Source organism: Noviherbaspirillum soli (assembly GCF_015352955.1).
Classification (GTDB): domain Bacteria; phylum Pseudomonadota; class Gammaproteobacteria; order Burkholderiales; family Burkholderiaceae_D; genus Noviherbaspirillum_A; species Noviherbaspirillum_A soli.
Window position 1 is genome coordinate 53,700 of record NZ_JACYOX010000002.1, and the last position, 22,198, is coordinate 75,897.

Consider the following 22,198-nt stretch of genomic DNA (forward strand, 5'->3'; position numbering starts at 1 on the left):
AAGGGGAAAACAAGGTCGGCCAGAAATAAAACTCAGGCGACATTCTGCATGCTGGATTGCCAGCCGATGATGCGGTCATGCACCGCCTTGGCATCGGGATCCTGGGCCAGGCCCGTGCGGAATGCGTCGTCGGAAAACATCTCGGCGATTTCCGACAGGATTTCCAGATGCTGCTGGGTGACGTTGTCGGGAATCAGCAGGAAGATCAACAGGCTGACCGGCTGGCCGTCCGGCGACTCGAACGGAATCGGCGCGGCAAGGCGCACAAATGCAGCGATCGGCGCCTTCAGGCCCTTGATGCGGCCATGCGGCACGGCAACGGCATGGCCCAGGCCAGTGGAGCCGAGGCGCTCACGGGCAAACAGATTGTCCGAGACCGTTGAGCGGGCGATGCCAAAATTATTCTCGAAGATCAATCCCGCCTGTTCGAATGCGCGCTTCTTGCTGGATACGTCAAGGTCGAGCACGACATTCTCTATGGGGAGGATCTGGCTGAAGTGGGTCATGATGCGATGCACAATAAAAGTGGCTTGTCGCTGCGGATTATAGGCGCATTGCAAGAAAGAAGATCCCGATTGCCTATGCCGTGGCGGCCGTGTTGGGGCCGCTGATGCTGTATATGGGTGCGGCTGTCCCTGTTTCCAGTCGCACTTTATACGCGATATCCCAGCGGGGCAATGTATTTAAGAAACATTCCGGTAAAAAAGGAATGACAATTACTGACGTGGCAATCGCAGGTTCGAAGGACGCTGGCCAGTCGTGAAATTGCTCCGCCATGGATTGATGTCCAGCCCGCCGCGGCGTGTAAAGCGGGCGTAGACCGCCAGCTTCTGTGGCTGGCAATGGCGCAGCAGATCCATGAAGATGCGTTCCACGCATTGTTCATGGAATTCATTGTGATTGCGGTAGCCGATCAGGTACTTCAGCAAGCCTTCCTGATCGATGGCGGGGCCGACATAGCGGATCTGCACGCTGCCCCAGTCGGGCTGCCCGGTGACCAGGCAGTTGGACTTGAGCAGGTGGGATACCAGCACTTCCTCGACCGGCGATTCCTCGCGAGCGCTCCTGAGCAGCGCAGTATCGGGGCTGTAGTTGTCGACCTCGATGTCCAGCCGGTCCAGCAGCAGGCCTTCGAGTTCGCCCATCTTCAGCTTGCCGAAATCCTCGGGCGCCGTCAGCGCCGCCTGCACCGGCGCGCCGGTGGCGGCAGACAGGTCGGCGCGCAGCAGTTCCAGCAGCGCGTCGGCGCCGGCCAGCCGGGTCTGGTTGAAGGAATTGAGATAGAGCTTGAAGGACTTCGACTCGACGATGTTGGGCGAGTCGGCCGGGATCGTGAAGCTGACCACCGCGATCTGCGGCTTGCCGCGCAGGTTCAGCCACGACACCTCGTAGGCATTCCAGATGTCGATGCCGAAGAAGGGCAGCGTGCCAGACGACAGCCCCAGTTCATTGCGCTTGCCCTGGCGGGCAATCGGGAACAGCAGGGAGGCATCGTATTCGCTCTTGTAGGTGGCGGGCTTGCCGAGCGGGGAATCTTGCGGCGTGTCAGGCGTGGTCATGGTGACGGAATCCGGCGGAAACCGGCATTTTGCCAGATTCCGCCGGGCGGGGTTCCGCAGGGTTTCAGAGGAAGAGCTTGTAGGCCGGATTGTCGTTCTCGTCCCAGTAGCGGTAGCCCAGGCTGGAGAGCGAAGCGCGGAAGGCCTTCATTTCCTTTTTTGGCACCTGCAGGCCGACCAGGATGCGGCCGACGTCGCCGCCCTGGTTGCGGTAGTGGAACAGGCTGATATTCCAGTTCGGCGCCATGCTGGCCAGAAAGCGCAGCAGCGCGCCAGGACGTTCAGGGAATTCGAAGCGGTACAGCAACTCGTCCTGCGCCAGTGCGCTCTTGCCGCCGACCAGGTGGCGGATATGCATCTTGGCCAGCTCGTCGTGCGTCAGGTCCAGCGTGCGGTAGCCATGCTTTTCGAAACTCCTGGCGATCTTGCCGGGCTCGTCACGGTTGGCGATCTGCAGGCCGACGAACACATGGGCCTCGCGTTCGTCGCTGATGCGGTAATTGAATTCGGTGACGCTGCGCCCGCCGACCAGTTCGCAGAAGCGCCGGAAGCTGCCACGCTCCTCGGGAATGGTGACGGCGAACACCGCTTCCCGCGATTCGCCCACCTCGGCCCGTTCCGCCACCAGGCGCAGGCGGTCGAAGTTCATGTTGGCGCCGCAGGCGATCGTCACCAGGGTCTCGTTCTTCAGCGGCCGCTTGGCCAGGCGCTCGCGTTCGATGTAGGCCTTGGCGCCGGCGACAGACAGCGCGCCGGCCGGCTCCAGGATGCTGCGGGTGTCCTGGAACACATCCTTGATCGCCGCGCAGACGGCGTCGGTGTCGACCACGATGATGTCGTCGACATACATCTTCGCCAGCCGGAAGGTTTCCTCGCCGACCAGCTTGACCGCGGTGCCGTCGGAGAACAGGCCGACATCCGGCAGCGCGATGCGGCGTCCGGCTGCCAGGCTTTGCGCCATCGCGTCGGAATCGGTGGTCTGCACGCCGATCACCTTGATGTCGGGTCGCACCGCCTTGACGTAGGCGGCGATGCCGGCAATCAGTCCGCCGCCGCCGATGGCCACGAAGATCGCATGGATCGGGCCGGAATGCTGGTGCAGGATTTCCATCGCGATGGTGCCCTGGCCGGCGATCACGTCCGGATCGTCGAAGGGGTGGACGAAGGTCAGCTTCTGCTTCTTCTCCAGCGTCAGCGCATGGCCGTAGGCGTCGCTGTAGGAGTCGCCGTACAGCACCACCTCGCCGCCGCGCGCGCGCACCGCGTCGATCTTCACCTGCGGCGTGGTGGTGGGCATCACGATCAGGGCCTTGCAGCCCAGGCGCGAGGCCGACAGCGCCACGCCCTGGGCATGGTTGCCGGCCGAGGCGCAGATCACGCCGCGCTTGAGTTGCGCCGGGGTCAGGTTGGCCATCTTGTTGTAGGCGCCGCGCAGCTTGAAGCTGAACACGCTCTGCATGTCTTCGCGCTTGTAGTAAATGCGGTTGCCGGTGCGCTCGGACAGGCCGGGCGCGAATTCCAGCGGCGATTCGATGGCGACGTCATAGACGCGGGCGGTCAACACTTTCTTCAGGTAATCGATGGTCATGGCTTCCTGGCTGATGAGGCAATTGCTGTGCGCCGTGGCGGCGCGGGGGCGGGGCAGGCATGCGGTATAGAGCTTGTCATGGACATCAGGAAGAGTTATGGCAGCTCCCAAACGCCTTCCGAGATCCATGACAGGCTCTACGCGTGCGGCTTGGCAACACATTATAATGGACGCCCCTCGGCGGAACCCGTTCCCCGGCACAGGCCGGAGCCGCATGGATCACCAGTTCAACCAAAAAGGCGGGTCCGACTTCGCATGATACTTTCCGCAATCGAATGGCTGCTCAACGTCCTGGCCGCGCCGGCCGTCGGCCTGACCTCGGTGTTTTTCATCAGCCTGGTGTCGGCGACGCTGGTGCCGCTGGGATCGGAACCGGCGGTGTTCGCGGTGGTCAAGGCCAATGCCGCGATGTTCTGGCCGGCGATTCTGGTCGGCACCGTCGGCAATACGCTGGGCGGCATGCTCAACTATGCGCTGGGCTATGGCGCCAAGCAGGTATTTGCCCATGAGCGCAAGACCCGCTGGTTCCACTGGCTGGAGCGCTATGGCGCCAAGACCCTGCTCCTGTCCTGGCTGCCCGGCGTGGGCGACCCGATCTGCACCGTGGCCGGCTGGCTGCGCCTGCCGTTCTGGCCGAGCGTGGGCTACATGGCCATCGGCAAGTTCCTGCGCTATTTCATGATGACGGCCGCGCTGCTGTATGTGCCTGACGGTTTCTGGCGGCGCATCGCGGAATTGTTCTGATCGTTTTCGCACGGCGGCGCTGCCCGGCAGAAGTGGCGGATCGGGGCGGTTTCCGAATGGCGATGCCGTCAGCCTGATGCGACGCAATACGCTAGAATGCGCGTTTGGCGTCAGTCCCTCCTCAATTCCCCTCTGATGAACGCTCCAGCTCAAATCCAGGCTTTATTGTCCGACGTGCCGGCCCCGACCCGGCTGCGCGAAATTCCCTATAACTACACCTCGTTTTCCGACCGCGAAATCGTGATCCGCCTGCTGGGAGAAGAGTCCTGGCGCCTGCTGGACGCGCTGCGCGGCGCGCGCCAGACCGGCCGCTCGGCGCGCATGCTCTACGAGGTGCTGGGCGATATCTGGGTGGTGCGGCGCAATCCCTACCTCCAGGACGACCTGCTGGACAATCCGAAGCGGCGCCAGGCCCTGATCGACGCCTTGAACCACAGGCTGGGCGAGGTCGACAAGCGCCGCCTTGCCGCCGACGGCAGCGACGGCGCCGAGATGGATGCGCAGCAGCGCAGCGACAGCGTCGAAATCCTGCTCAGGGCGGCGCGCAAGGCCGTGGCCGACTTCGGCGAGGAATTCCGCCAGACCTACGACCTGCGCAAGCGCGCGGTCAAGGTGCTGGGACGCTACACCGAAAAGGACAACATCAAGTTCGACGGCCTGTCGCGCGTGTCGCATGTCACCGACGCCACCGACTGGCGGGTGGAATACCCGTTCCTGGTGCTCACGCCCGACAGCGAAGAGGAAATGGCCGGCCTGGTCAAGGGCTGCATCGAACTGGGGCTGACCATCATTCCGCGCGGAGGCGGCACCGGCTACACCGGCGGCGCGATTCCGCTGACGCCGATGTCGGCCGTGATCAACACCGAGAAGCTGGAGCAGCTGGGCGAAGTCGAAATGATGACGCTTCCCGGCGTGGACCGCGAGTACGCCACCATCTACACCGGCGCCGGCGTGGTCACCAAGCGGGTGTCCGACGCGGCCGACAAGGCCGGCCTGGTGTTCGCGGTCGACCCGACTTCGGCCGAGGCATCCTGCATTGGCGGCAATATCGCGATGAACGCCGGCGGCAAGAAGGCCGTGCTGTGGGGCACCGCGCTGGACAACCTGGCGAGCTGGCGCATGGTCGACCCGAACGGCGACTGGCTGGAAGTCACCCGCCTGGAGCACAACCTCGGCAAGATCCACGACGCGCCGGTGGTCAAGTTCCGGCTGGACTGGACCAAGCCGGCGGTGCGCGGCCGCAGCAACCAGCCGTTCCGCTCGGAAGTGATCGAGGTTGCCGGCAAGGTGTTCCGGAAGGAAGGCCTGGGCAAGGACGTGACCGACAAGTTCCTCTCCGGCCTGCCCGGCATCCAGAAGGAAGGCTGCGACGGCCTGATCACGTCGGCGCGCTGGATACTGCATCGCATGCCTAAGCATGCCCGCACCGTCTGCCTGGAATTCTTCGGCCAGGCGCGCGACGCGATTCCATCGATCGTCGAGATCAAGAACTACCTCGACAGCGAGACCGCCAAGGGCGGCGCCATCCTGGCCGGCCTGGAGCACCTGGACGAGCGCTATCTGCGCGCGGTCGGCTATGCCACCAAGTCCAAGCGCGGCGTGCTGCCCAAGATGGCGCTGTTCGGCGACATCGTCGGCGACGACGAGGACGCGGTGGCGCGCGCCGCCTCGGAAGTGGTGCGCATCGCCAATACCCGCGTCGGCGAAGGCTTTGTCGCGGTCAGCCCGGAAACCCGCAAGAAGTTCTGGCTGGACCGCGCCCGCACCGCGGCAATCGCCAAGCACACCAACGCCTTCAAGATCAACGAGGACGTGGTGATCCCGCTGAACCGCATGGGCGAGTACACCGACGGCATCGAGCGCATCAACATCGAGCTGTCGATCAAGAACAAGCTGCAGCTGGTCGATGAATTGCGCGCCTTCTTCGCCAGGGGCAATCTGCCGCTGGGCAAGAGCGACGATGCCGAAGGCAGCGGCATTCCGCCGGCCGAACTGCTGGAAGACCGGGTCAGCCAGGCCGAGCATCTGCTGGCCGGCGTGCATGCGCGCTGGACCTACCTGCTGGCCAACATGGACAAGCCGCTGGCCGCGGCCAGGGCCGACCTCGCGGTGCTGGGCCTGGAGAAGCTGTCGGCCGCCTTCGACGAGCGCCTGGCGCAGCAGCCGGAGGCGACCGTCTTCGACGTCACCCAGGACCGCACGGTGCGGGTTTCGTGGAAGAGCGAAGTGCGCGCCGGCCTGCGCCAGATCTTCAATGGCGGCGCCTTCAAGCCCATCCTCGAGGAATGCAGCGCCATCCACAAGAAGGTGCTGCGCGGCCGCGTGTTCGTCGCGCTGCACATGCATGCCGGCGACGGCAATGTGCATACCAACCTGCCGGTCAATTCCGACCACTACGAGATGCTGCAGGACGCCCATGCGGCGGTGGCGCGCATCATGGCGCTGGCGCGCTCGCTCAACGGCGTGATCTCCGGCGAGCATGGCATCGGCATCACCAAGCTGGAATTCCTGACCGAGGACGAGATCGTCGAGTTCCGCGCCTACAAGCGCCGGGTCGATCCGGAAGGCCGTTTCAACAAGGGCAAGCTGCTGAACGACCCGGCGATGCATTCGGACCTGCGCAATGCCTACACGCCATCGTTCGGCCTGATGGGCCATGAGTCGCTGATCATGCAGCAGAGCGATATCGGCGCCATCGCCAACAGCGTCAAGGACTGCCTGCGCTGCGGCAAGTGCAAGCCGGTATGCGCCACCCATGTGCCGCGCGCCAACCTGCTCTATTCGCCGCGCAACAAGATCCTCGCCACCTCGCTGCTGGTGGAAGCCTTCCTGTACGAGGAACAGACCCGGCGCGGCGTGTCGATCAAGCACTGGGAAGAGTTCGAGGACGTGGCCGACCACTGCACGGTATGCCACAAGTGCGTCACGCCTTGCCCGGTCAATATCGACTTCGGCGACGTGTCGATGAACATGCGCAACCTGCTGCGCAAGATGGACAAGAAGTCCTTCAACCCCGGCACCGCGGCCTCGATGTTCTTCCTGAACGCCACCGACCCGGCCACCATCAACGCCACCCGGCAGGTGATGATGGGCTGGGGCTACAAGGCGCAGCGCCTGGGCAACGAGGTGCTGAAGAAGCTTGCGAAGAAGCAGACCAAGGCGCCGCCGGCCACGCACGGCAAGCCGCCGGTGCGCGAGCAGGTGATCCACTTCATCAACAAGAAGATGCCGGGCAACCTGCCCAAGAAGACCGCGCGGGCGCTGCTCGACATCGAGGACGACAAGATCGTCCCCATCATCCGCGATCCCAAGACCACCAGCGCCGACACCGAGGCCGTGTTCTATTTCCCCGGCTGCGGCTCGGAGCGGCTGTTCTCGCAGGTGGGGCTGGCAACGCAGGCGATGCTGTGGAATGTCGGCGTGCAGACCGTGTTGCCGCCGGGCTATCTGTGCTGCGGCTATCCGCAGCGCGGCTCGGGCAACTACGACAAGGCGGAAAAAATCATCACCGACAACCGGGTGCTGTTCCACCGCATGGCCAACACGCTGAACTATCTCGACATCAAGACCGTGATCGTCTCCTGCGGCACCTGCTATGACCAGTTGCAGGGCTATGAATTCGAGAAGATCTTCCCTGGCTGCCGCATCGTCGACATCCATGAATACCTGATGGAGAAGGGCGTCAAGCTCGAAGGCGTCAATGGCGTGCGCTACATGTACCACGACCCCTGCCATACGCCGATGAAGCTGCAGGACCCGCTGAAGACGGTCAATTCCCTGATCACGACGGTGGATGCGCAGAAGATCGAGAAGAATGATCGCTGCTGCGGCGAGTCCGGCACGCTGGCCGTGTCGCGGCCGGATATCTCGACCCAGATCCGCTTCAGGAAGGAAACCGAGATGGAGAAAGGCGCCGACAAGCTGCGCGCCGATGGCTTTGCCGGCGATGTGAAGGTGCTGACTTCCTGCCCGTCCTGCCTGCAGGGCCTGTCGCGCTACAACGAGGACTCGGGCACCACCGCCGACTACATCGTGGTCGAGATGGCGCGCCACCTGCTGGGACCGTCCTGGCTGGAAGACTATGTCGGCCGCGCCAACAGCGGCGGCATCGAGCGGGTGCTGGTATGACGGCGGCCTGCGAGCTGTGCGAGGGCAGCGGCGGCGAGGAGCTGTACCGCGACCACCAGTTGCGCGTGGTGCTGGTCGATGATGCGCAGTATCCCGGCTTTTGCCGGGTGATCTGGCATACGCATGTGAAGGAAATGACCGATCTCGCGCCGACCGAGCGCAGCGCGATGATGCAGATGGTGATGAAGGTGGAAACCGCGCTGCGCGAGGCGATGAACCCGGACAAGGTCAACCTGGCCAGCCTGGGCAACATGACGCCGCACCTGCACTGGCATGTGATACCGCGCTTTGCCGACGATGCGCATTTCCCTTCGCCGGTGTGGGCCAACGCGCAGCGTGCCACCGACGCCGCCACGCTGGCGGCGCGCACCGCGCAACTGGCCGCGCTGCGCGCCGCGCTGGCGCGGCAGACCGCGCAATAACCTGGAGACTGACAACATGGCTGGTTCGAAACAGACAGCACCGGCGCCAACGCCGACCGAGCTCGCAGTGCGCAGGCAGTCGCGCCTGCTCGATATCGCCTTTGACGATGGCGCGAAGTTTTCGCTGCCCTTTGAACTGCTGCGGGTGTATTCACCCTCGGCCGAGGTGCGCGGCCACGGTCCCGGCCAGGAAACCCTGCAGACCGGCAAGCGCAATGTCGACCTGACCGCGCTGGAGCCGGTCGGCAATTACGCGGTGCAGCCGCATTTCGACGATGGCCACAACACTGGCATGTATTCCTGGGAATACCTGTACTGGCTGGGCAACAACCAGGCCGAATTGTGGGAAGACTACCTGGCGCGGCTGGATGCGGCCGGCCACGGCCGCGAGGCGGGACGGGATCTGTCGATGGCGCCGGCCAAGGCGGGCGGCCATGGGCATGGGTGCGGCGGGCATTGACGGGGATTGCGGGTGGCGTTCTGCAGCGGCTGCCGTTGCCTTTGAACTCCCGTTGAGCGCCGTGCCGGCGATGCCTGAAGCGGTTACGGTGCGACGTCTGTCGTAGGGCGGAATACCCCGCAGGGGCATTCCGCCAAGCGGTCGATCAGGCTGAGGCGTTGGATCTGCCTGTCGTTTTATCTTTGGTGGCAAAGCGCCCGTGCTGCCCGTGCGTTGCCGGGTGACGCAACACGGCTGCACTGCCGTGGAGACAAGCCGGGTGTCCGCCCCGCTCCGGGCACCGCTGCCACGGCGCGCTCGACGGGACTGAACGGCAACGGCCACTTCAAAGGCAACGGCAACTGTCGCTGCGCGTACGTCAAAAGCAACTTCAACAGCGCCTGTCGCAGGATGCGATACCCGAAAGGCATTGCACCGTTGGGAGCCACGGTGATGCGTCGGGCTGCCACGATCGACGGTCCGGCGCAATGCCCCTGCGGGGTATTGCGCCCTACGACAGCTGCGACAGCTTGCAGTATGCCGTGTCAGAACAGCCCGGTTGCATGCGGATGCGGCACACACACCATCGTCATTCCACTCCCAGCATCCGCGCCAGGCTGTTGCCGGGCTGCTGCGCCACCAGCCGGATGCGTTGCTCCAGTTCGTGGAGATGCTTGTCCATGGCACGCACCGCGCCGGCTTCGTCGCCGTTGGCGATGCAGTCGACGACGCGCGCATGCTCTTCGTGCTCGCAGCTGGCATGGCCGTCGGGCTCATGCAGCGCCACGATCAGCGAGCAGCGCGACAGCAACTCTGCCAGGTAACGATGCAGGATGGGATTGCGCGCCAGTTCCGCCACCCGCAGATGAAAGCTGCTGGCCAGCCTGGCCCAGTCGGTCTGCTTCCAAGTATGCATCACTGCATGCTCTTCCTTCAGATGCCGGCGCAGCGCCGCGATGTCCTTCTTCGTCGCGCGCCTGACAGCCAGCGCCAGCATCGATGCTTCCAGCGTGCGGCGCGCCTCGAAGATCTCCTGCATCTCCTGCGGCGTGGGCATGGCCACGATTGCGCCGCGGTTGGGCCGCAGCTCGACGATGTGGTCGTGGGCCAGCTTCTGCAGCGCCTTCTGCACCGTGGTGCGGCCGACGTTGAACAGCTGGCACAGGGCCGCTTCGGGCAGTTTGGTGCCGGGCGCAAGCTGCTGGCTCATCACCCGCTCGAACACGGTCTGGTAGATGTGGCGCACCATCGCGTCCGAAGCGCTGGAGTGGTCGTCCGGATGCGGTAGGGACGATGCGATCACGGGAGGGGATTTGCTCATGCTTGCCCGCTATGCCCGTGCAACTGCTGCCATATCGACGTGGCCAGTTCCACCAGTGCCAGGTCGCTGCCGGCCGGGCCCAGCAGCGAGATCCCGACCGGCATGCCGGCAGCGGAAATGAAGGGCAGGCTTACCTGCGGCAACCCGGCCAGTCCAGCCACGCAGGTGATGCGGAAGGTGCGGGCGCGTACCGCGTCGACCTCGGCGCCGGAGGCGTCCAGCCGCGGCGCGATGCTGGCTGCCGACGGCAGCACCGCGACGCCATCCTCGCCCAGCAGGGCGCGCACCGAAGCGCGGATCGCCGCCTGGCGCTCGGCTGCCTGCGCCCCGGTGTCTGCGCTGATGTCGCTGGCAGCGGCGAAACGCGCTGCCACGGCAGGGCTGAAACGCGGTTCATGCGAGGCGATCCAGTCGCCATGGGTCTGCCAGGCTTCCCATGCCGATGCGGTGATATAGGCTTGGCGCCAGCTCTCCAGCTGGTCGGCGCCGCCGCTGGCGGCCAGTGTGCGCAGCGCGGCGCGGCCCTGCGACAGCGCCTTGAACACCTGCAGCGCCGGCGCATGGAACGCGTCGTCCGCCTGGGCCAGCGCATCCTCCAGCAGCAGCGCGCGCCCGAAGCGGATGGACGTGGCCGGCAGCAGCACCCGGGCGACCTCCAGGAATGTGGCGGCGTCATGCGCCAGCCAGGTCGGCGTGTCGAAGCCGGGCGCCAGCGGCACCAGGCCGTCGCGCGACAGCAGGCCATGCGTCGTGCGCAAGCCCCAGACGCCGCAATAGCTGGCCGGCACCCGCGTGGAGCCGCCAGTGTCGGTGCCGAGGGCGAAGTCGCACAGGCGCGCCGCCACCGCCGCCGCCGAGCCGGAAGACGATCCGCCCGGCACCCGGTCCGGCGCGGCACTGTTGACGGGCGTGCCGTAATGCGCATTGTCGCCATTGATGCTGTAGGCCAGCTCGTCGGTCAGGGTCTTGCCGGCCAGCGTTGCGCCGGCGGCCAGCAACTGCTCGACCAGCGGGCTGCTGCGCACGGGCCGGGCATGGCTTGCCAGCCAGGCCGGGTTGCCGGCGCCGGTCGGGTGGCCGGCGACGTCGAACAAGTCCTTGACCGCGAACCGCAAGCCCTTCAGCGGGCCGCAAGCCGCGCCATCGATGAGGAAGCGGCCATGCGGCGCCCAGGCGCCGACGTGGTCCTGAATCGGAAACATATTGTCGTGTTGCGCGCTCATGCAAGCCTTTCGCTGTAAGAGGTAGGGAGGGACGCCGCGTGCGGCAGATCGAGCTGGTCGACGTAGTCGCAGATCGCGCCCGGCGTGGCGAACCAGATCCGGCCCTGGTCGCGCGCCTGGGCGATGTGCTCCAGCGCGCGACGCAGGTGGCGCAGGCGGTATGGCTGGCCCACCAGGTAGGGATGCAGCGCGATGCCCATCACCAGCGGCTCCCTGCGCGACTGCTCCAGCATCTCGTCGAAGTTGTCGACGATGAGCTGGGCGAAGTCCTTGGCGTCCATCTGGCGCGCCACCAGCATCGGGATGTCGTTGACTTCCTGCGGATAGGGTATGGACCACAAGGGCTTGCCGCTGCGGGTGGCCATGCGCACCGGCTGGTCGTCGTGGCACCAGTTCAGGGTATAGCGGTAACCGCTTTCGGCCAGCAGGTCGGGCGTGACGCGGCTTTCCGATATCCATGGCGAGAGCCAGCCTGCCGGGGCACGGCCGCTGCCGGCCTGCATGCGCTCGCGGCAATGCACAAGCAGCGCCAGTTCGTCGGCTTCGGCCAGCGTGCCCTGCTGGCGCGCATTGGTGTGGCCATGGCCGATCAGCTCGTCGCCCCGCGCGGCCAATGCTGCCACCAGTTCCGGGCAGTGGTCATACAGCGCGGTATTGATCAGTGCGCCGGCAGGCATGCCCAGCGTGTCGAACAGGTCCAGGCAGCGCCAGGCGCCGACCCGGTTGCCGTATTCGCGCCAGGCATAGTTGAGCACGTCGGGTTCGGGGCAGACCGGCCCCAGCCGCGCGCCCAGGCCTTCGCCAAAGGCGAAGTGCTCGAGGTTGAAGCCCAGGTAGACCGCCAGCCCGGCGCCGTTGGGCCAGCGGTAGCGCGGCCGGTCGCGGATGCCGGAGTAGGGGAAGCGGCCGTGGCCGGGAAGGGCGGGGAAGTCGTTCATGCTCATCGTTTCCCTTCCTCAGTCCGCGGCCAGGCCGGCCCGGGTCAGCAGCCATTCCGCGCTGTCGTTCCAGACATCCATTTGCGTGATCAGGCCATGGCTGACCACATAGCGGTCGACGTAGCGGTTGCCCTCGAACGGCGTGCCGTCGGGCCAGGCGCCGTGCAGCGTGCCGCGGCTGTAGACCACCGCGTGCTCGTCGCTTGCGCCGCTGACCACCTCGGTCGCCTCGATGCGCTTCTTCACCCAGGCATAACGGCCGGCATTGAAGGCGGCGCATTGCGCCGGGTCGCGCATCTCGCGCCCGCCGGTGAAGCGGATCCGCAGTTCTGGCGAGACCAGTTCGCGCGCCGCGTCGGGATCGGGGATCATCAGCCGGCGCAGGTATTCATCCACCACCGCCGCCGCATGGTTGCCGCTCGTGTTCAATGTTGGTGCGTGCTGCATCATTTTCTCCATGTCCTGCACTTTCATCGTGCCTGCCTTTCTTCTATTTACCCTTTCCACCGTGGCTGAAAACCGATTGCCGCTGATGGAAGGACCGGATTGTCGGCAAAATTTCTGCGATTTTGCTGCGATGGCATAGCCCTTGCATAACTCATGCCGGCTTCGTTTCATTCACATTCATAAAGGATGGCACCATGATTTCATTCAAGCGTCGGACCGTCATCGCCGCATGCATCGCGGCATTGGGCGGCGTATCCATGGCAGGCGCGCAGGCTGCAGACAGCATCAAGATCGGCCTGGTCACGGCCTTGTCGGGCCAGTCGGCGCAGGCCGGCGAGGCCATCACGCGCGGCCTGTCCGTGGCCATCGACGAGATCAATGCGAAGGGCGGCCTGCTCGGCGGCCGCAAGGTGGAACTGGTCAGCCGCGACGACGAAGGCAATCCCGCCAAGGGCGTGGTGGCCGCGCGCGAACTGATTTTCAAGGAAAAGGTGGCGGTGCTGTTCGGCGGCCTGGATACGCCGGTGTCGATGGCCATCGTGCCCATCGCCAACCAGGAAAAGGTGCCGTTCATGGGTCCTTGGGCGGCAGGCACCGGCATCACCAAGAACGGCGCGAATCCGAACTTCGCCTTCCGGGTCTCGGCCGTCGACGAGATCGTCGACAAGGGCATGCTGGCCTATGCCCAGAAGGCCTTCAAGGCGACCAGGCCCGGAATGATCCTGGTTAACAATGCCTGGGGCGAGTCGAACGAGAAAGGGCTGGTTGCGGCGCTGAATGAAAAAGGCATGAAGCCGGCCGGCATCGAGAAGTTCGAGGGCAGCGACGTGGACGTGGTGCCGCAGCTGAACCGCCTCAAGGCGGCCGGCGCCGACGCGCTTTTCATGGTGGGCAATGTCGGGCCGTCGTCCCAGGTCGTGAAGTCGCTCGACCGCATGGGCTGGCGGGTGCCGGTGGTGTCGCACTGGGGGCCGGCGGGCGGCCGCTTCACCGAGCTGGCCGGGCCGAATGCGAAGCATGTGCATTTCGTGCAGACCTACAGCTTCTTCGGCAAGCAGTCGCCGGTGGGCGAAAAGGTGATCGCGGCATTGAAGGCCAAGTACCCGTCCATCAAGGGACCGGACGACATCACGCCGGCGGTGGGCGTGGCCAATGGCTACGACGGCATGCACCTGGCGGCGCTGGCGATCGCGAAGGCGGGCTCGACCAATGGCCCGGCGGTGCGCGAAGGCTTCTACAAGATCGACCGCTACGAGGGCCTGATCAAGACCTATACCCAGCCGTTCAGCCCGACGGTGCATGACGCGCTCAGCGAGAACGACTATGTGTGGGCGCAGTTCATCGACAACCGCATTCTGCCGGTAGGCGTTTCCAACTAGATGCGACGGCCGCGTGGCGGCCAACGCATCGTTATTGAAAGGAGCTGACCATGCTGATGTCGGCGCTGATCAGCGGCATAGGGCTGGGTAGCATGTACGGCCTGATGGCGCTGGGTTTTTACATTACTTACGCGGTGTCGGCCACGGTCAACTTCGCGCAGGGCAGTTCGATGATGCTGGGCGCGGTGCTGTGCTTCGCCTTCGCCCAGACGCTGGGCCTGCCGATGGCGCTGGCTGTGCTGCTGGCGCTGCTGCTGTGCGCCGCCTATGGTCTGCTGGTCGAGCGCATCGCGGTGCGGCCGTTCGCCAGCCGCGGCTCGAACGCCTGGCTGATGTCTACCGTGGCGCTGGGCATCGTGCTCGACAACCTGGTGATGCATACCTTTGGCAAGGAGCCGCGCAGCCTGCCTTCGCCGCTGGCGGTGGCGCCAGTGGAATTCAACGGCGCCAGCCTGGGCATCTATCCGCTGCACCTGCTGATCCCGGTGCTGGGCCTGGCGCTGGCGGCGCTGCTGCACATGGTGTCGCGTCGTACCCGCTGGGGCACGGCCATGCTGGCGGTGGTGCAGAACCGCGGCGCCGCGCAGTTGATGGGCATACCGATACGGCGGGTGGTGGCGGTTGCGTTCGGCCTTTCGGCGCTGCTGGCCGGCATCGCCGGCGTGCTGATTGCGCCGCTGTTCAATGTGAATGCCGACATGGGCACGCTGTTCGGCATCAAGGCGTTCGCAGTGGCCATCCTGGGCGGCATCACCAGCGCCTGGGGCGTGATGCTGGCGGGGCTGCTGTTCGGCGTGGCCGAGGCGCTGATCACGGCCACCATGGGCTCGGGCTACACCCAGATCATCACGTTCGCGCTGGTCATTGCCGTGCTGTCGCTGCGGCCCAACGGCCTGTTCGGACGGGCGGAGGTAAGGAAAGTATGAAGAATCCATCGATTGCAGTCGCCGCCGCCAGGCCGGCCGCGCCCCTGGCTTTCGGCCTGGCCCGCCCTTGGCAGCTGGCCTGCGCGCTGCTGGCGCTGGGGCTGGCCTGCGCCCTGGCGCTGAACCTCAACAGCTACTACGTCTTCGTTGCCGCCAGCATCGCGCTGACCGCCATCGTCGGCATCGGCCTCAATGTGCTGCTCGGGCTGACCGGGCAAGTGTCGTTCGGCCATGTCGGCTTCTATGCCATCGGCGCCTATGCGGTCGCCATCCTCACGACGAAACTGGGCTGGAGCTTCTGGCTGGCCTGGCCGGCGGCGGCGCTGATCTCAGGCGCCTTCGGCGTGCTGCTGGCATTGCCGGCGCTGCGCGTGAAGGGACCCTATCTGGCGATGATCACGATTGCCTTTTCCTTCATCGTCCAGCATGCGATCGTCGAGATGCGCGCCGTCACCGGCGGCCAGAATGGCATCATGGGCGTGGGCGCGCCATCGCTCGGCCTGGGCCTGGGCGGCGAGCAGGCGGTGGCCCTGCTGGCCCTGGTCAGCGCCGCGCTGCTGTTTGCGGGCTATGCCTGGCTGGCGCGCGGCACCTGGGGCGCGGCGATGCGCGCGGTCAAGGACAGCGAGACCGCTTCCGAATCGATAGGCATCAATCCGCTGGTGATCAAGACCGTGGCCTTTGCGCTCTCGGCCCTGCTGGCCGGCCTGGCCGGCGGCCTGTTCGCGCCGCTGTCGGGCTTTGTCACGCCGGACAGCTTCGGCTTCATGCAGTCCATCCTGTTCATGCTGGTGGTCGTGGTCGGCGGCGCCGGCTCGGTGGCCGGGCCGCTGGTGGGCGCGCTGGTAGTCGGCCTGCTGCCGGAAATGCTGTCGGCGCTGGCGGAGTATCGCCTGCTGTTCTTCGGCGGCCTGCTGCTGCTGGTGCTGTGGCTGGCGCCGGATGGCGTGGTCGGCGCGTTGCGCGGCCTGCTGCGGCGGCTGCGGCCGGCGACGGCGGCGCCGGCCTTCCAGCCGGTGAGCGCGGACCTGGCCTTGCCGGCGCGCCCGCGGCAGACGCTGGCGGCGCGTGAGCTCGGCATGGTGTTCGGCGGCGTGCGCGCGGTGTCGGGCCTGAGCTTCGATGTGCCGGCCGCGGCCGTGACCAGCCTGATCGGTCCGAACGGCGCCGGCAAGACCACCGCGCTCAACATGCTGAGCGGCTTCTACAAGCCGAGCGCGGGCGGCTTCACGCTGGGCGGCCGCGCGCTGCAAGGCCAGGCTTCCTTCCGCGTGGCGCGCAGCGGCATTGCCCGCACGTACCAGACCTCGCAGCTGTTCGGCAGCCTGAGCGTGGAAGACAACGTCGCGCTGGCGGTGTGCCGCGGCCGGCTGGGCTCGCTGCTGGGCGCCAGGCGCTACGCGGCGCCCGAGGTGCGCGCCTTCACCCGCCGCCTGCTGGCTTACTGCGGCTATCTCGGCGCGCTCGACCTGCCGGCATCCGGCCTGGCCCACGTCGACCGGCGCCTGGTCGAGATTGCCCGCGCGCTGGCGGCCGATCCGGACGTGCTGCTGCTGGACGAACCGGCCGCCGGCCTCTCCAGCGACGACAAGCACAAGCTGGGACGGCTCCTGCGCCGCATCGCCGACGCCGGCATCAGCGTGGTGCTGGTCGAGCACGACATGGCGCTGGTGATGGGCATTTCGGACCGGCTGGTGGTGCTGGACGCGGGCCAGCGGCTGGCGGTCGGCACGCCGGCGGAAATCCAGGACAATGCCGCGGTGCGCCAAGCTTATCTGGGCGAGGCGGCCCTGCTCGACGGCGGCACGGCGCGGGTGCGCGGTTTGCCGGATGCGCCCGAGGTGCTGGGAGTGGGCCAACTCGTGACGGGCTATGGCGCCGAGCCGGTGCTGCACGGCATCGACCTGCAGGTCAGGCGCGGCGAGATGGTGGCGCTGCTGGGCGCCAACGGCGCCGGCAAGTCCACGCTGATGCGCGCGCTGGCCGGCCTGCAGCGTCCGGTGCAGGGCGGCATACACTTCGAAGGCGCCGACCTGACGCGGCTGCCGGCCGAGGCCATCGTCGCGCGCGGCCTGGTGCTGGTGCCGGAAGGCCGCCAGGTCTTCGGCGAGCTGTCGGTGCTTGACAATATCCGGCTTGGCGCCTTTCTCGATCCACGCGACATGGAGGCCAGGGTCGAGCAGATGCTGCAACGCTTTCCGCGCCTGCGCGAGCGGCTGCATCAGCGCGCCGGCCTGTTGTCCGGCGGCGAGCAGCAGATGCTGGCGGTGGCGCGCGGCCTGATGTCGCGGCCGCGCATCCTGCTGCTGGACGAGCCGTCGCTGGGCCTGGCGCCCAAGGTGATTGCCGAACTGTTCGATGCGCTGGACCGCCTGCGGCAGGAAGACATGACCATCCTGCTGGTGGACCAGATGGCTGCGCTGGCCCTGTCGCTGGCGGACCGCGCCTATGTGATCGAAGGCGGGCGCGTGGTGGCGCAGGGCAGCGCGGCCGAGATCGCGGCGGACGAGGCGCTGACGCAGGCCTATCTCGGCGGGCACTGAAAGGAATGCGACGGGAGCGGTGCAGCGAGGCGGGCGGCGCCTCCCGATGCTGCCCCGCAAGCCGACTCAGGCGGTCAGGCCGCCCGCCCCGGCAGTCTCGGCCTTGCCTTCATGCTTTGCGCAATGCGGGCAGGACTCGCCGTACACATACGAGGGCGACAGCTGCTCGCGCGGCGTGACCACGGCGCGGCAGGCATAGCACTGCACGGTGGGCGTGGCTTCGAGCTTCGGGTTCAACGCGGTGCGGCGGTCGAAGACGAAGCAGTCGCCGGTGTAGTGGTCGCCGCCGACTTCCTCGAAGTACTTCAGGATGCCGCCTTCGAGCTGGTAGACATGGTCGTAGCCGATGTTCTGCATGTGGATGGCGGCCTTCTCGCAGCGTATGCCGCCGGTGCAGAAGGTCACCACGGTCCTGCCGGCCAGCTCGTCGCGATGCCGCGCCACCACCTCGGGGAATTCGCTGAACTTCTCGATGCGGTAATCCAGCGTGTCGTTGAAGGTGCCGACATCGACTTCGAAGGCATTGCGGGTGTCCATCATCACCACCGGCCGGCCTTCGTCGTCGTGGCCCTGGTCGAGCCAGCGCTTCAGGTCCGGCGCCGTCACCGCCGGCGCGCGGCCCAGCTCGGGCTTGATCAGCGGGTGATTCATCGTGATGATCTCGCGCTTCAGCTTGACCAGCATGCGCTTGAACGGCTGCTCGTCGGAATGGCTTTCCTTGACATCGAGGTCGGCGAAGCGGGCATCGGCGCGCAGCCATTGCAGGAAGCGGTCGATGCCGGCGCGGCTGCCGGCCAGGAACAGGTTGATGCCTTCCGGGCTCAGCAGGATGGTGCCCATCAGGCCCAGTTCGGCGCAGATGGCCTGGAACGCGGGCCGCTTTTCAACGGTATCGACGAATGTGACGAATTTGTAGGCGGCGATGTTGACGAATGGTGAGGAGGGTTGCATGCCAGATAAGGTAAGTCATTGATTCGTCGGCATTATAAACCGCGGTGTGGCGTCCGCGCCAAAAACCCGGTTTGGCGCGGACAGGGCTGCGGGTAAAATAGCCGGATGACCTCCCCGCAATTCATCCACCTTCGCCTCCATTCCGAATTCTCCATCGCCGACGGCCTGGTCCGCATCGACGACGCGGTGAAAGCGGCCGCGAAAGACGCGCAGCCAGCGCTTGCCATCACCGACCTTGCCAACCTGTTCGGCATGGTGAAGTTCTACAAGGCCGCGCGCGGCAAGGGCATCAAGCCCATTGCCGGCTGCGATGTGTGGATCACCAACAATGACGACCGCGAGAAGCCGTCGCGCCTGCTGCTGCTGGTCAAGAACAAAGAGGGCTATCTGCAGCTGTGCGAGCTGCTGTCCAGGGCCTGGCTGACCAACCTCTACCGCGGACGCGCCGAGATCCGCGGCGAATGGCTGGAGGCGCTGGCGCCGGGCGGCCTGATCGCGCTGTCGGGCGCCCATTTCGGCGACATCGGCTGCGCCTTCGAGCGCGGCAATCCGCAGCTGGCCGAGCGTTGCGCGCAGCGCTGGGCCGCCGCTTTCCCCGGTCATTTCTATATCGAGATACAGCGCGCCGGCCAGCCCAACATGGAGCAGCAGGTGCGGCAGTCGGTGGCGTTGGCGGCCAGGCTGCAGCTGCCGGTGGTGGCGACGCATCCGGTGCAGTTCCTGTCGGCGGAAGAGTTCGTCGCGCACGAAGCGCGCACCTGCATCGCCGAAGGCGAGATCCTGGCCAACCCGCGCCGGGCCAAGCGCTTCAACGAGCAGCAGGCGTTCAAGACCCAGGCCGAGATGGCCGAGCTGTTCGCCGACCTGCCGGGCGCGCTGGCCAACAGCATCGAGATCGCGCGCCGCTGCAATCTGGTGCTGGAACTGGGCAAGCCCAAGCTGCCCAACTTCCCGACGCCGGACGGCATGACCATCGACGACTTCCTGGTGGCCGAGGCCAGGCGCGGTCTGGAAGATCGCCTGCTGCACCTGTTTCCCGACGAGGCGGTGCGCGAGCAGAAGCGGCCGCGCTACGAGGAGCGCCTGAAGTTCGAGACCGACACCATCATCAAGATGGGCTTCCCCGGCTACTTCCTGATCGTGGCCGACTTCATCCAGTGGGCCAAGAACAATGGCGTGCCGGTGGGGCCGGGCCGCGGCTCGGGCGCCGGTTCGCTGGTGGCTTATGCGCTGTCCATCACCGACCTCGACCCGCTGGCCTACAACCTGCTGTTCGAGCGCTTCCTGAACCCGGAGCGGGTATCGATGCCCGACTTCGACATCGACTTCTGCCAGGAAGGCCGCGACCGCGTCATTCAATACGTGAAGGATCGCTACGGCCGCGAAGCGGTGTCGCAGATCGCCACCTTCGGCACCATGGCCGCCAAGGGCGCGGTGCGCGACGTCGGCCGCGTGCTCGACATGGGCTACAACTTCTGCGACGGCATCTCCAAGCTGATTCCATTCAAGCCCGGCAAGCTGGTCACCATCGCCGACGCCATCGAGGAAGAGCCGCTCCTGAAGGAGCGGATGGAGAAGGAAGAGGAGGTCAAGCAGCTGCTGGACCTGGCGCAGCAGGTCGAGGGCATTGCCCGCAACATCGGCATGCATGCCGGCGGCGTGCTGATCGCGCCCGGTAAATTGACCGACTTCTGCCCGCTTTACACCCAGGGCGGCGACGCCGGCGTGGTATCGCAATACGACAAGGATGACGTCGAAGCCGTGGGCCTGGTGAAGTTCGACTTCCTGGGCCTGACCACGCTGACCATCCTCGACCGCGCGGTGCGCTACATCCGCCAGCTCGACCCGGCGATGGCCGAGTTCAGCCTGGACAAGCTGCCACTGAATGACCGCGCTTCCTACGAGCTGCTGACCAAGGCCAAAACGGTGGCCGTGTTCCAGCTTGAAAGCCGCGGCATGCAGGGCATGCTGAAGGATGCAAGGCCCGACCGCTTCGAGGACATCATCGCGCTGGTGGCGCTGTACCGGCCCGGCCCGATGGACCTGATCCCCGACTTCTGCAAGAGGAAGCACGGCGAGCGCTTCGACTATCCCGACCCGCGCACCGAGGGCATCCTGTCCGAGACCTACGGCATCATGGTGTATCAGGAGCAGGTGATGCAGATGGCCCAGGTGATCGGCGGCTATTCGCTCGGCGGCGCCGACCTGCTGCGGCGCGCGATGGGCAAGAAGAAGGCCGAGGAAATGGCGCAGCATCGCCAGATCTTCCGCGAGGGCGCGGCCAGGAACGGCCTGACCCAGGAAAAGGCCGACGAGATCTTCGACCTGATGGAGAAGTTCGCCGGCTACGGCTTCAACAAGTCGCATGCGGCGGCCTATGCGCTGCTGTCGTACTACACCGCCTACCTGAAGGCCCATCACCCGGCCGCCTTCATGGCCGCCAACTTGTCGCTGGCCATGGATGACACCGACAAGATCAAGATCCTGGTGGAAGACGCGGTGGACATCTGCGGCCTGACGCTGCTGCCGCCCGACATCAACCAGTCGGACTACCGCTTCATGCCGGTCGGCGAGCCGCCCAGCGTGACCAAGAAGAAGGTCAGGGAAATTCGCTATGGCCTGGGCGCGGTCAAGGGTTCGGGCCAGGGCGCGATCGAGGCCATCCTCGCGGCCCGCCGCGACGGCCCCTTCACCGACCTGTTCGACTTCTGCAAGCGGGTGGACAAGAAGCAGATCAACCGCCGCACCATCGAGTCGCTGATCCGCGCCGGCGCCTTCGACGGTTTCGAGGTCGACCGCGGCATCCTGCTGGCCTCGGTCGGCTTTGCGATGGAATGCGCGGAACAGGCGGAAGCCTCGGCCAACCAGGTCAGCCTGTTTGGCGGCGACCACAGCGACATGGTCGCGCCGCCCGAGTATGTGAAGGCGCCGCCCTGGACCGAGAAGCAGAAGCTGACCGAGGAAAAGACCGCGCTCGGCTTTTACCTGTCGGGCCACCTGTTCAATGCCTATGCCGAGGAAGCGCGCAAGTTCGCCCGCACCCGGCTGTCCGACCTGTCGCCATCGCGCGAGCCGCGGCTGATGGCCGGCATCATCGCCGGCCTGCGGGTGCAGATGACACAGCGAGGCAAGATGGTCATCGTGCTGCTCGACGATGGCAGCGCGGCGGTGGAAGTCACGGTCTACAACGAAGTGTTCGACGCCAACCGGCATCTCTTCAAGGAAGACGAGTTCCTGGCGGTGCAGGGCAAGGTGTCGGAAGACCGCTTCTCCGGCGGCCTGCGCATCACCGCTGAAAAGGCGATGGACATTGCCACCGCGCGCATCCAGTTCGGCAAGAAGTTTGCGTTCTCGATGACCGACAGCACCGACCCCGCGCAGATCAAGGCCATCCTGTCGCAGTTCCGCTCGGAGCAGGGCCTGCCGCTGGCAATGCGCTATACCCGGCATGGCATCGATTGCGAGGTGCAGTGGCCGGATGAATGGCGGGTGGCGCCGGCCGATGCGCTGAAGCAGTCGCTGTTTGACCGGCTGGGCGCGCGCAGCGCGGCAGTGGAGTACTGAGTCGCGCTGCTGTATCTGACCAGGCT

Annotated in this window: 16 protein-coding genes; 8 read left to right on the forward strand and 8 right to left on the reverse strand. The window is 66.0% G+C overall.

The window, feature by feature from the left end; translation table 11 throughout:
* Nucleotides 1-32: 32 nt before the first annotated feature.
* From IGW04_RS02520 to ilvA, 3 genes are all read right to left on the reverse strand, one after another.
* Nucleotides 33-506, reverse strand: a complete 474-nt coding sequence (locus IGW04_RS02520) for a PTS sugar transporter subunit IIA (protein ID WP_194711458.1) — start codon at nucleotides 504-506, stop codon at nucleotides 33-35.
* A gap of 210 nt (nucleotides 507-716) precedes the next feature.
* A complete protein-coding gene (gene queF / locus IGW04_RS02525; protein WP_194711459.1) occupies nucleotides 717-1,559 on the reverse strand; it encodes an NADPH-dependent 7-cyano-7-deazaguanine reductase QueF in 843 nt (280 codons plus the stop codon).
* A gap of 64 nt (nucleotides 1,560-1,623) precedes the next feature.
* Nucleotides 1,624-3,363 carry a threonine ammonia-lyase, biosynthetic gene (gene ilvA, locus IGW04_RS02530; RefSeq protein ID WP_323744800.1) on the reverse strand — a complete coding sequence of 580 codons (1,740 nt, stop codon included), beginning with the start codon at nucleotides 3,361-3,363 and terminating at the stop codon, nucleotides 1,624-1,626.
* 39 nt (nucleotides 3,364-3,402) lie between these two features.
* On the opposite strand from ilvA, the gene IGW04_RS02535 reads away from it, so the two are divergent.
* From IGW04_RS02535 to IGW04_RS02550, 4 genes are all read left to right on the forward strand, one after another.
* Nucleotides 3,403-3,891, forward strand: a complete 489-nt coding sequence (locus IGW04_RS02535; RefSeq protein WP_194711461.1) for a YqaA family protein — start codon at nucleotides 3,403-3,405, stop codon at nucleotides 3,889-3,891.
* A 135-nt stretch (nucleotides 3,892-4,026) separates the two neighbouring features.
* Entirely contained in the window at nucleotides 4,027-8,019 is a 3,993-nt protein-coding gene (locus tag IGW04_RS02540) for a DUF3683 domain-containing protein (protein ID WP_194711462.1), read from the forward strand.
* On the forward strand, nucleotides 8,016-8,441 hold the full coding sequence (locus tag IGW04_RS02545; protein ID WP_194711463.1) for an HIT family protein: 426 nt from the start codon (nucleotides 8,016-8,018) through the stop codon (nucleotides 8,439-8,441). Before IGW04_RS02540 ends, IGW04_RS02545 begins: the two co-directional genes overlap by 4 nt.
* 16 nt (nucleotides 8,442-8,457) lie before the next feature.
* A complete protein-coding gene (locus tag IGW04_RS02550) occupies nucleotides 8,458-8,901 on the forward strand; it encodes a gamma-butyrobetaine hydroxylase-like domain-containing protein (protein ID WP_194711464.1) in 444 nt (147 codons plus the stop codon).
* Nucleotides 8,902-9,469: 568 nt separating this feature from the next.
* Here the strand turns inward: IGW04_RS02550 and IGW04_RS02555 are convergent.
* Genes IGW04_RS02555 through IGW04_RS02570 form a run of 4 tightly spaced genes read right to left on the reverse strand, consistent with a single transcriptional unit; the run spans nucleotide 9,470 to nucleotide 12,809 of the window.
* A complete protein-coding gene (locus tag IGW04_RS02555) occupies nucleotides 9,470-10,201 on the reverse strand; it encodes a GntR family transcriptional regulator (protein ID WP_194711465.1) in 732 nt (243 codons plus the stop codon).
* Nucleotides 10,198-11,424, reverse strand: coding sequence for an amidase (locus IGW04_RS02560; protein ID WP_194711466.1), 1,227 nt, complete (start codon nucleotides 11,422-11,424; stop codon nucleotides 10,198-10,200). Before IGW04_RS02560 ends, IGW04_RS02555 begins: the two co-directional genes overlap by 4 nt.
* Nucleotides 11,421-12,362: a polysaccharide deacetylase family protein gene (locus IGW04_RS02565; protein WP_407672020.1), complete on the reverse strand. Its 942-nt coding sequence runs from the start codon at nucleotides 12,360-12,362 to the stop codon at nucleotides 11,421-11,423. The genes IGW04_RS02560 and IGW04_RS02565 overlap by 4 nt, the downstream gene beginning before the upstream one ends.
* Nucleotides 12,363-12,380: 18 nt before the next feature.
* A complete protein-coding gene (locus IGW04_RS02570; protein WP_407672029.1) occupies nucleotides 12,381-12,809 on the reverse strand; it encodes a nuclear transport factor 2 family protein in 429 nt (142 codons plus the stop codon).
* Nucleotides 12,810-13,003: 194 nt separating this feature from the next.
* Here IGW04_RS02570 and IGW04_RS02575 point away from each other — a divergent pair, with 194 nt between their 5' ends.
* Genes IGW04_RS02575 through IGW04_RS02585 form a run of 3 tightly spaced genes read left to right on the forward strand, consistent with a single transcriptional unit; the run spans nucleotide 13,004 to nucleotide 17,657 of the window.
* Nucleotides 13,004-14,188: an ABC transporter substrate-binding protein gene (locus IGW04_RS02575; RefSeq protein WP_194711468.1), complete on the forward strand. Its 1,185-nt coding sequence runs from the start codon at nucleotides 13,004-13,006 to the stop codon at nucleotides 14,186-14,188.
* Nucleotides 14,189-14,238: 50 nt separating this feature from the next.
* A complete protein-coding gene (locus IGW04_RS02580) occupies nucleotides 14,239-15,114 on the forward strand; it encodes a branched-chain amino acid ABC transporter permease (protein WP_194711469.1) in 876 nt (291 codons plus the stop codon).
* A complete protein-coding gene (locus tag IGW04_RS02585) occupies nucleotides 15,111-17,657 on the forward strand; it encodes a branched-chain amino acid ABC transporter ATP-binding protein/permease (RefSeq protein WP_194711470.1) in 2,547 nt (848 codons plus the stop codon). The genes IGW04_RS02580 and IGW04_RS02585 overlap by 4 nt, the downstream gene beginning before the upstream one ends.
* Nucleotides 17,658-17,723: 66 nt before the next feature.
* On the opposite strand, the gene IGW04_RS02590 is transcribed toward IGW04_RS02585, so the two are convergent.
* Nucleotides 17,724-18,608, reverse strand: a complete 885-nt coding sequence (locus IGW04_RS02590; RefSeq protein WP_194711471.1) for a sulfurtransferase — start codon at nucleotides 18,606-18,608, stop codon at nucleotides 17,724-17,726.
* A gap of 105 nt (nucleotides 18,609-18,713) precedes the next feature.
* Between IGW04_RS02590 and dnaE the strand changes: the two genes are divergently transcribed.
* On the forward strand, nucleotides 18,714-22,172 hold the full coding sequence (dnaE, locus tag IGW04_RS02595) for a DNA polymerase III subunit alpha (protein ID WP_194711472.1): 3,459 nt from the start codon (nucleotides 18,714-18,716) through the stop codon (nucleotides 22,170-22,172).
* Nucleotides 22,173-22,198: the final 26 nt, after the last annotated feature.

Excerpts from the sequence above, each read along its gene's own strand:
- IGW04_RS02520 (WP_194711458.1), bottom strand. The coding sequence starts at position 506 with ATGACCCACTTCAGCCAGATCCTCCCCATAGAGAATGTCGTGCTCGAC.
- queF (WP_194711459.1), bottom strand. The coding sequence starts at position 1,559 with ATGACCACGCCTGACACGCCGCAAGATTCCCCGCTCGGCAAGCCCGCC.
- ilvA (WP_323744800.1), bottom strand. The coding sequence starts at position 3,363 with ATGCGGCTCCGGCCTGTGCCGGGGAACGGGTTCCGCCGAGGGGCGTCC.
- IGW04_RS02535 (WP_194711461.1), top strand. The coding sequence starts at position 3,403 with ATGATACTTTCCGCAATCGAATGGCTGCTCAACGTCCTGGCCGCGCCG.
- IGW04_RS02540 (WP_194711462.1), top strand. The coding sequence starts at position 4,027 with ATGAACGCTCCAGCTCAAATCCAGGCTTTATTGTCCGACGTGCCGGCC.
- IGW04_RS02545 (WP_194711463.1), top strand. The coding sequence starts at position 8,016 with ATGACGGCGGCCTGCGAGCTGTGCGAGGGCAGCGGCGGCGAGGAGCTG.
- IGW04_RS02550 (WP_194711464.1), top strand. The coding sequence starts at position 8,458 with ATGGCTGGTTCGAAACAGACAGCACCGGCGCCAACGCCGACCGAGCTC.
- IGW04_RS02555 (WP_194711465.1), bottom strand. The coding sequence starts at position 10,201 with ATGAGCAAATCCCCTCCCGTGATCGCATCGTCCCTACCGCATCCGGAC.
- IGW04_RS02560 (WP_194711466.1), bottom strand. The coding sequence starts at position 11,424 with ATGAGCGCGCAACACGACAATATGTTTCCGATTCAGGACCACGTCGGC.
- IGW04_RS02565 (WP_407672020.1), bottom strand. The coding sequence starts at position 12,362 with ATGAACGACTTCCCCGCCCTTCCCGGCCACGGCCGCTTCCCCTACTCC.
- IGW04_RS02570 (WP_407672029.1), bottom strand. The coding sequence starts at position 12,809 with ATGCAGCACGCACCAACATTGAACACGAGCGGCAACCATGCGGCGGCG.
- IGW04_RS02575 (WP_194711468.1), top strand. The coding sequence starts at position 13,004 with ATGATTTCATTCAAGCGTCGGACCGTCATCGCCGCATGCATCGCGGCA.
- IGW04_RS02580 (WP_194711469.1), top strand. The coding sequence starts at position 14,239 with ATGCTGATGTCGGCGCTGATCAGCGGCATAGGGCTGGGTAGCATGTAC.
- IGW04_RS02585 (WP_194711470.1), top strand. The coding sequence starts at position 15,111 with ATGAAGAATCCATCGATTGCAGTCGCCGCCGCCAGGCCGGCCGCGCCC.
- IGW04_RS02590 (WP_194711471.1), bottom strand. The coding sequence starts at position 18,608 with ATGCAACCCTCCTCACCATTCGTCAACATCGCCGCCTACAAATTCGTC.
- dnaE (WP_194711472.1), top strand. The coding sequence starts at position 18,714 with ATGACCTCCCCGCAATTCATCCACCTTCGCCTCCATTCCGAATTCTCC.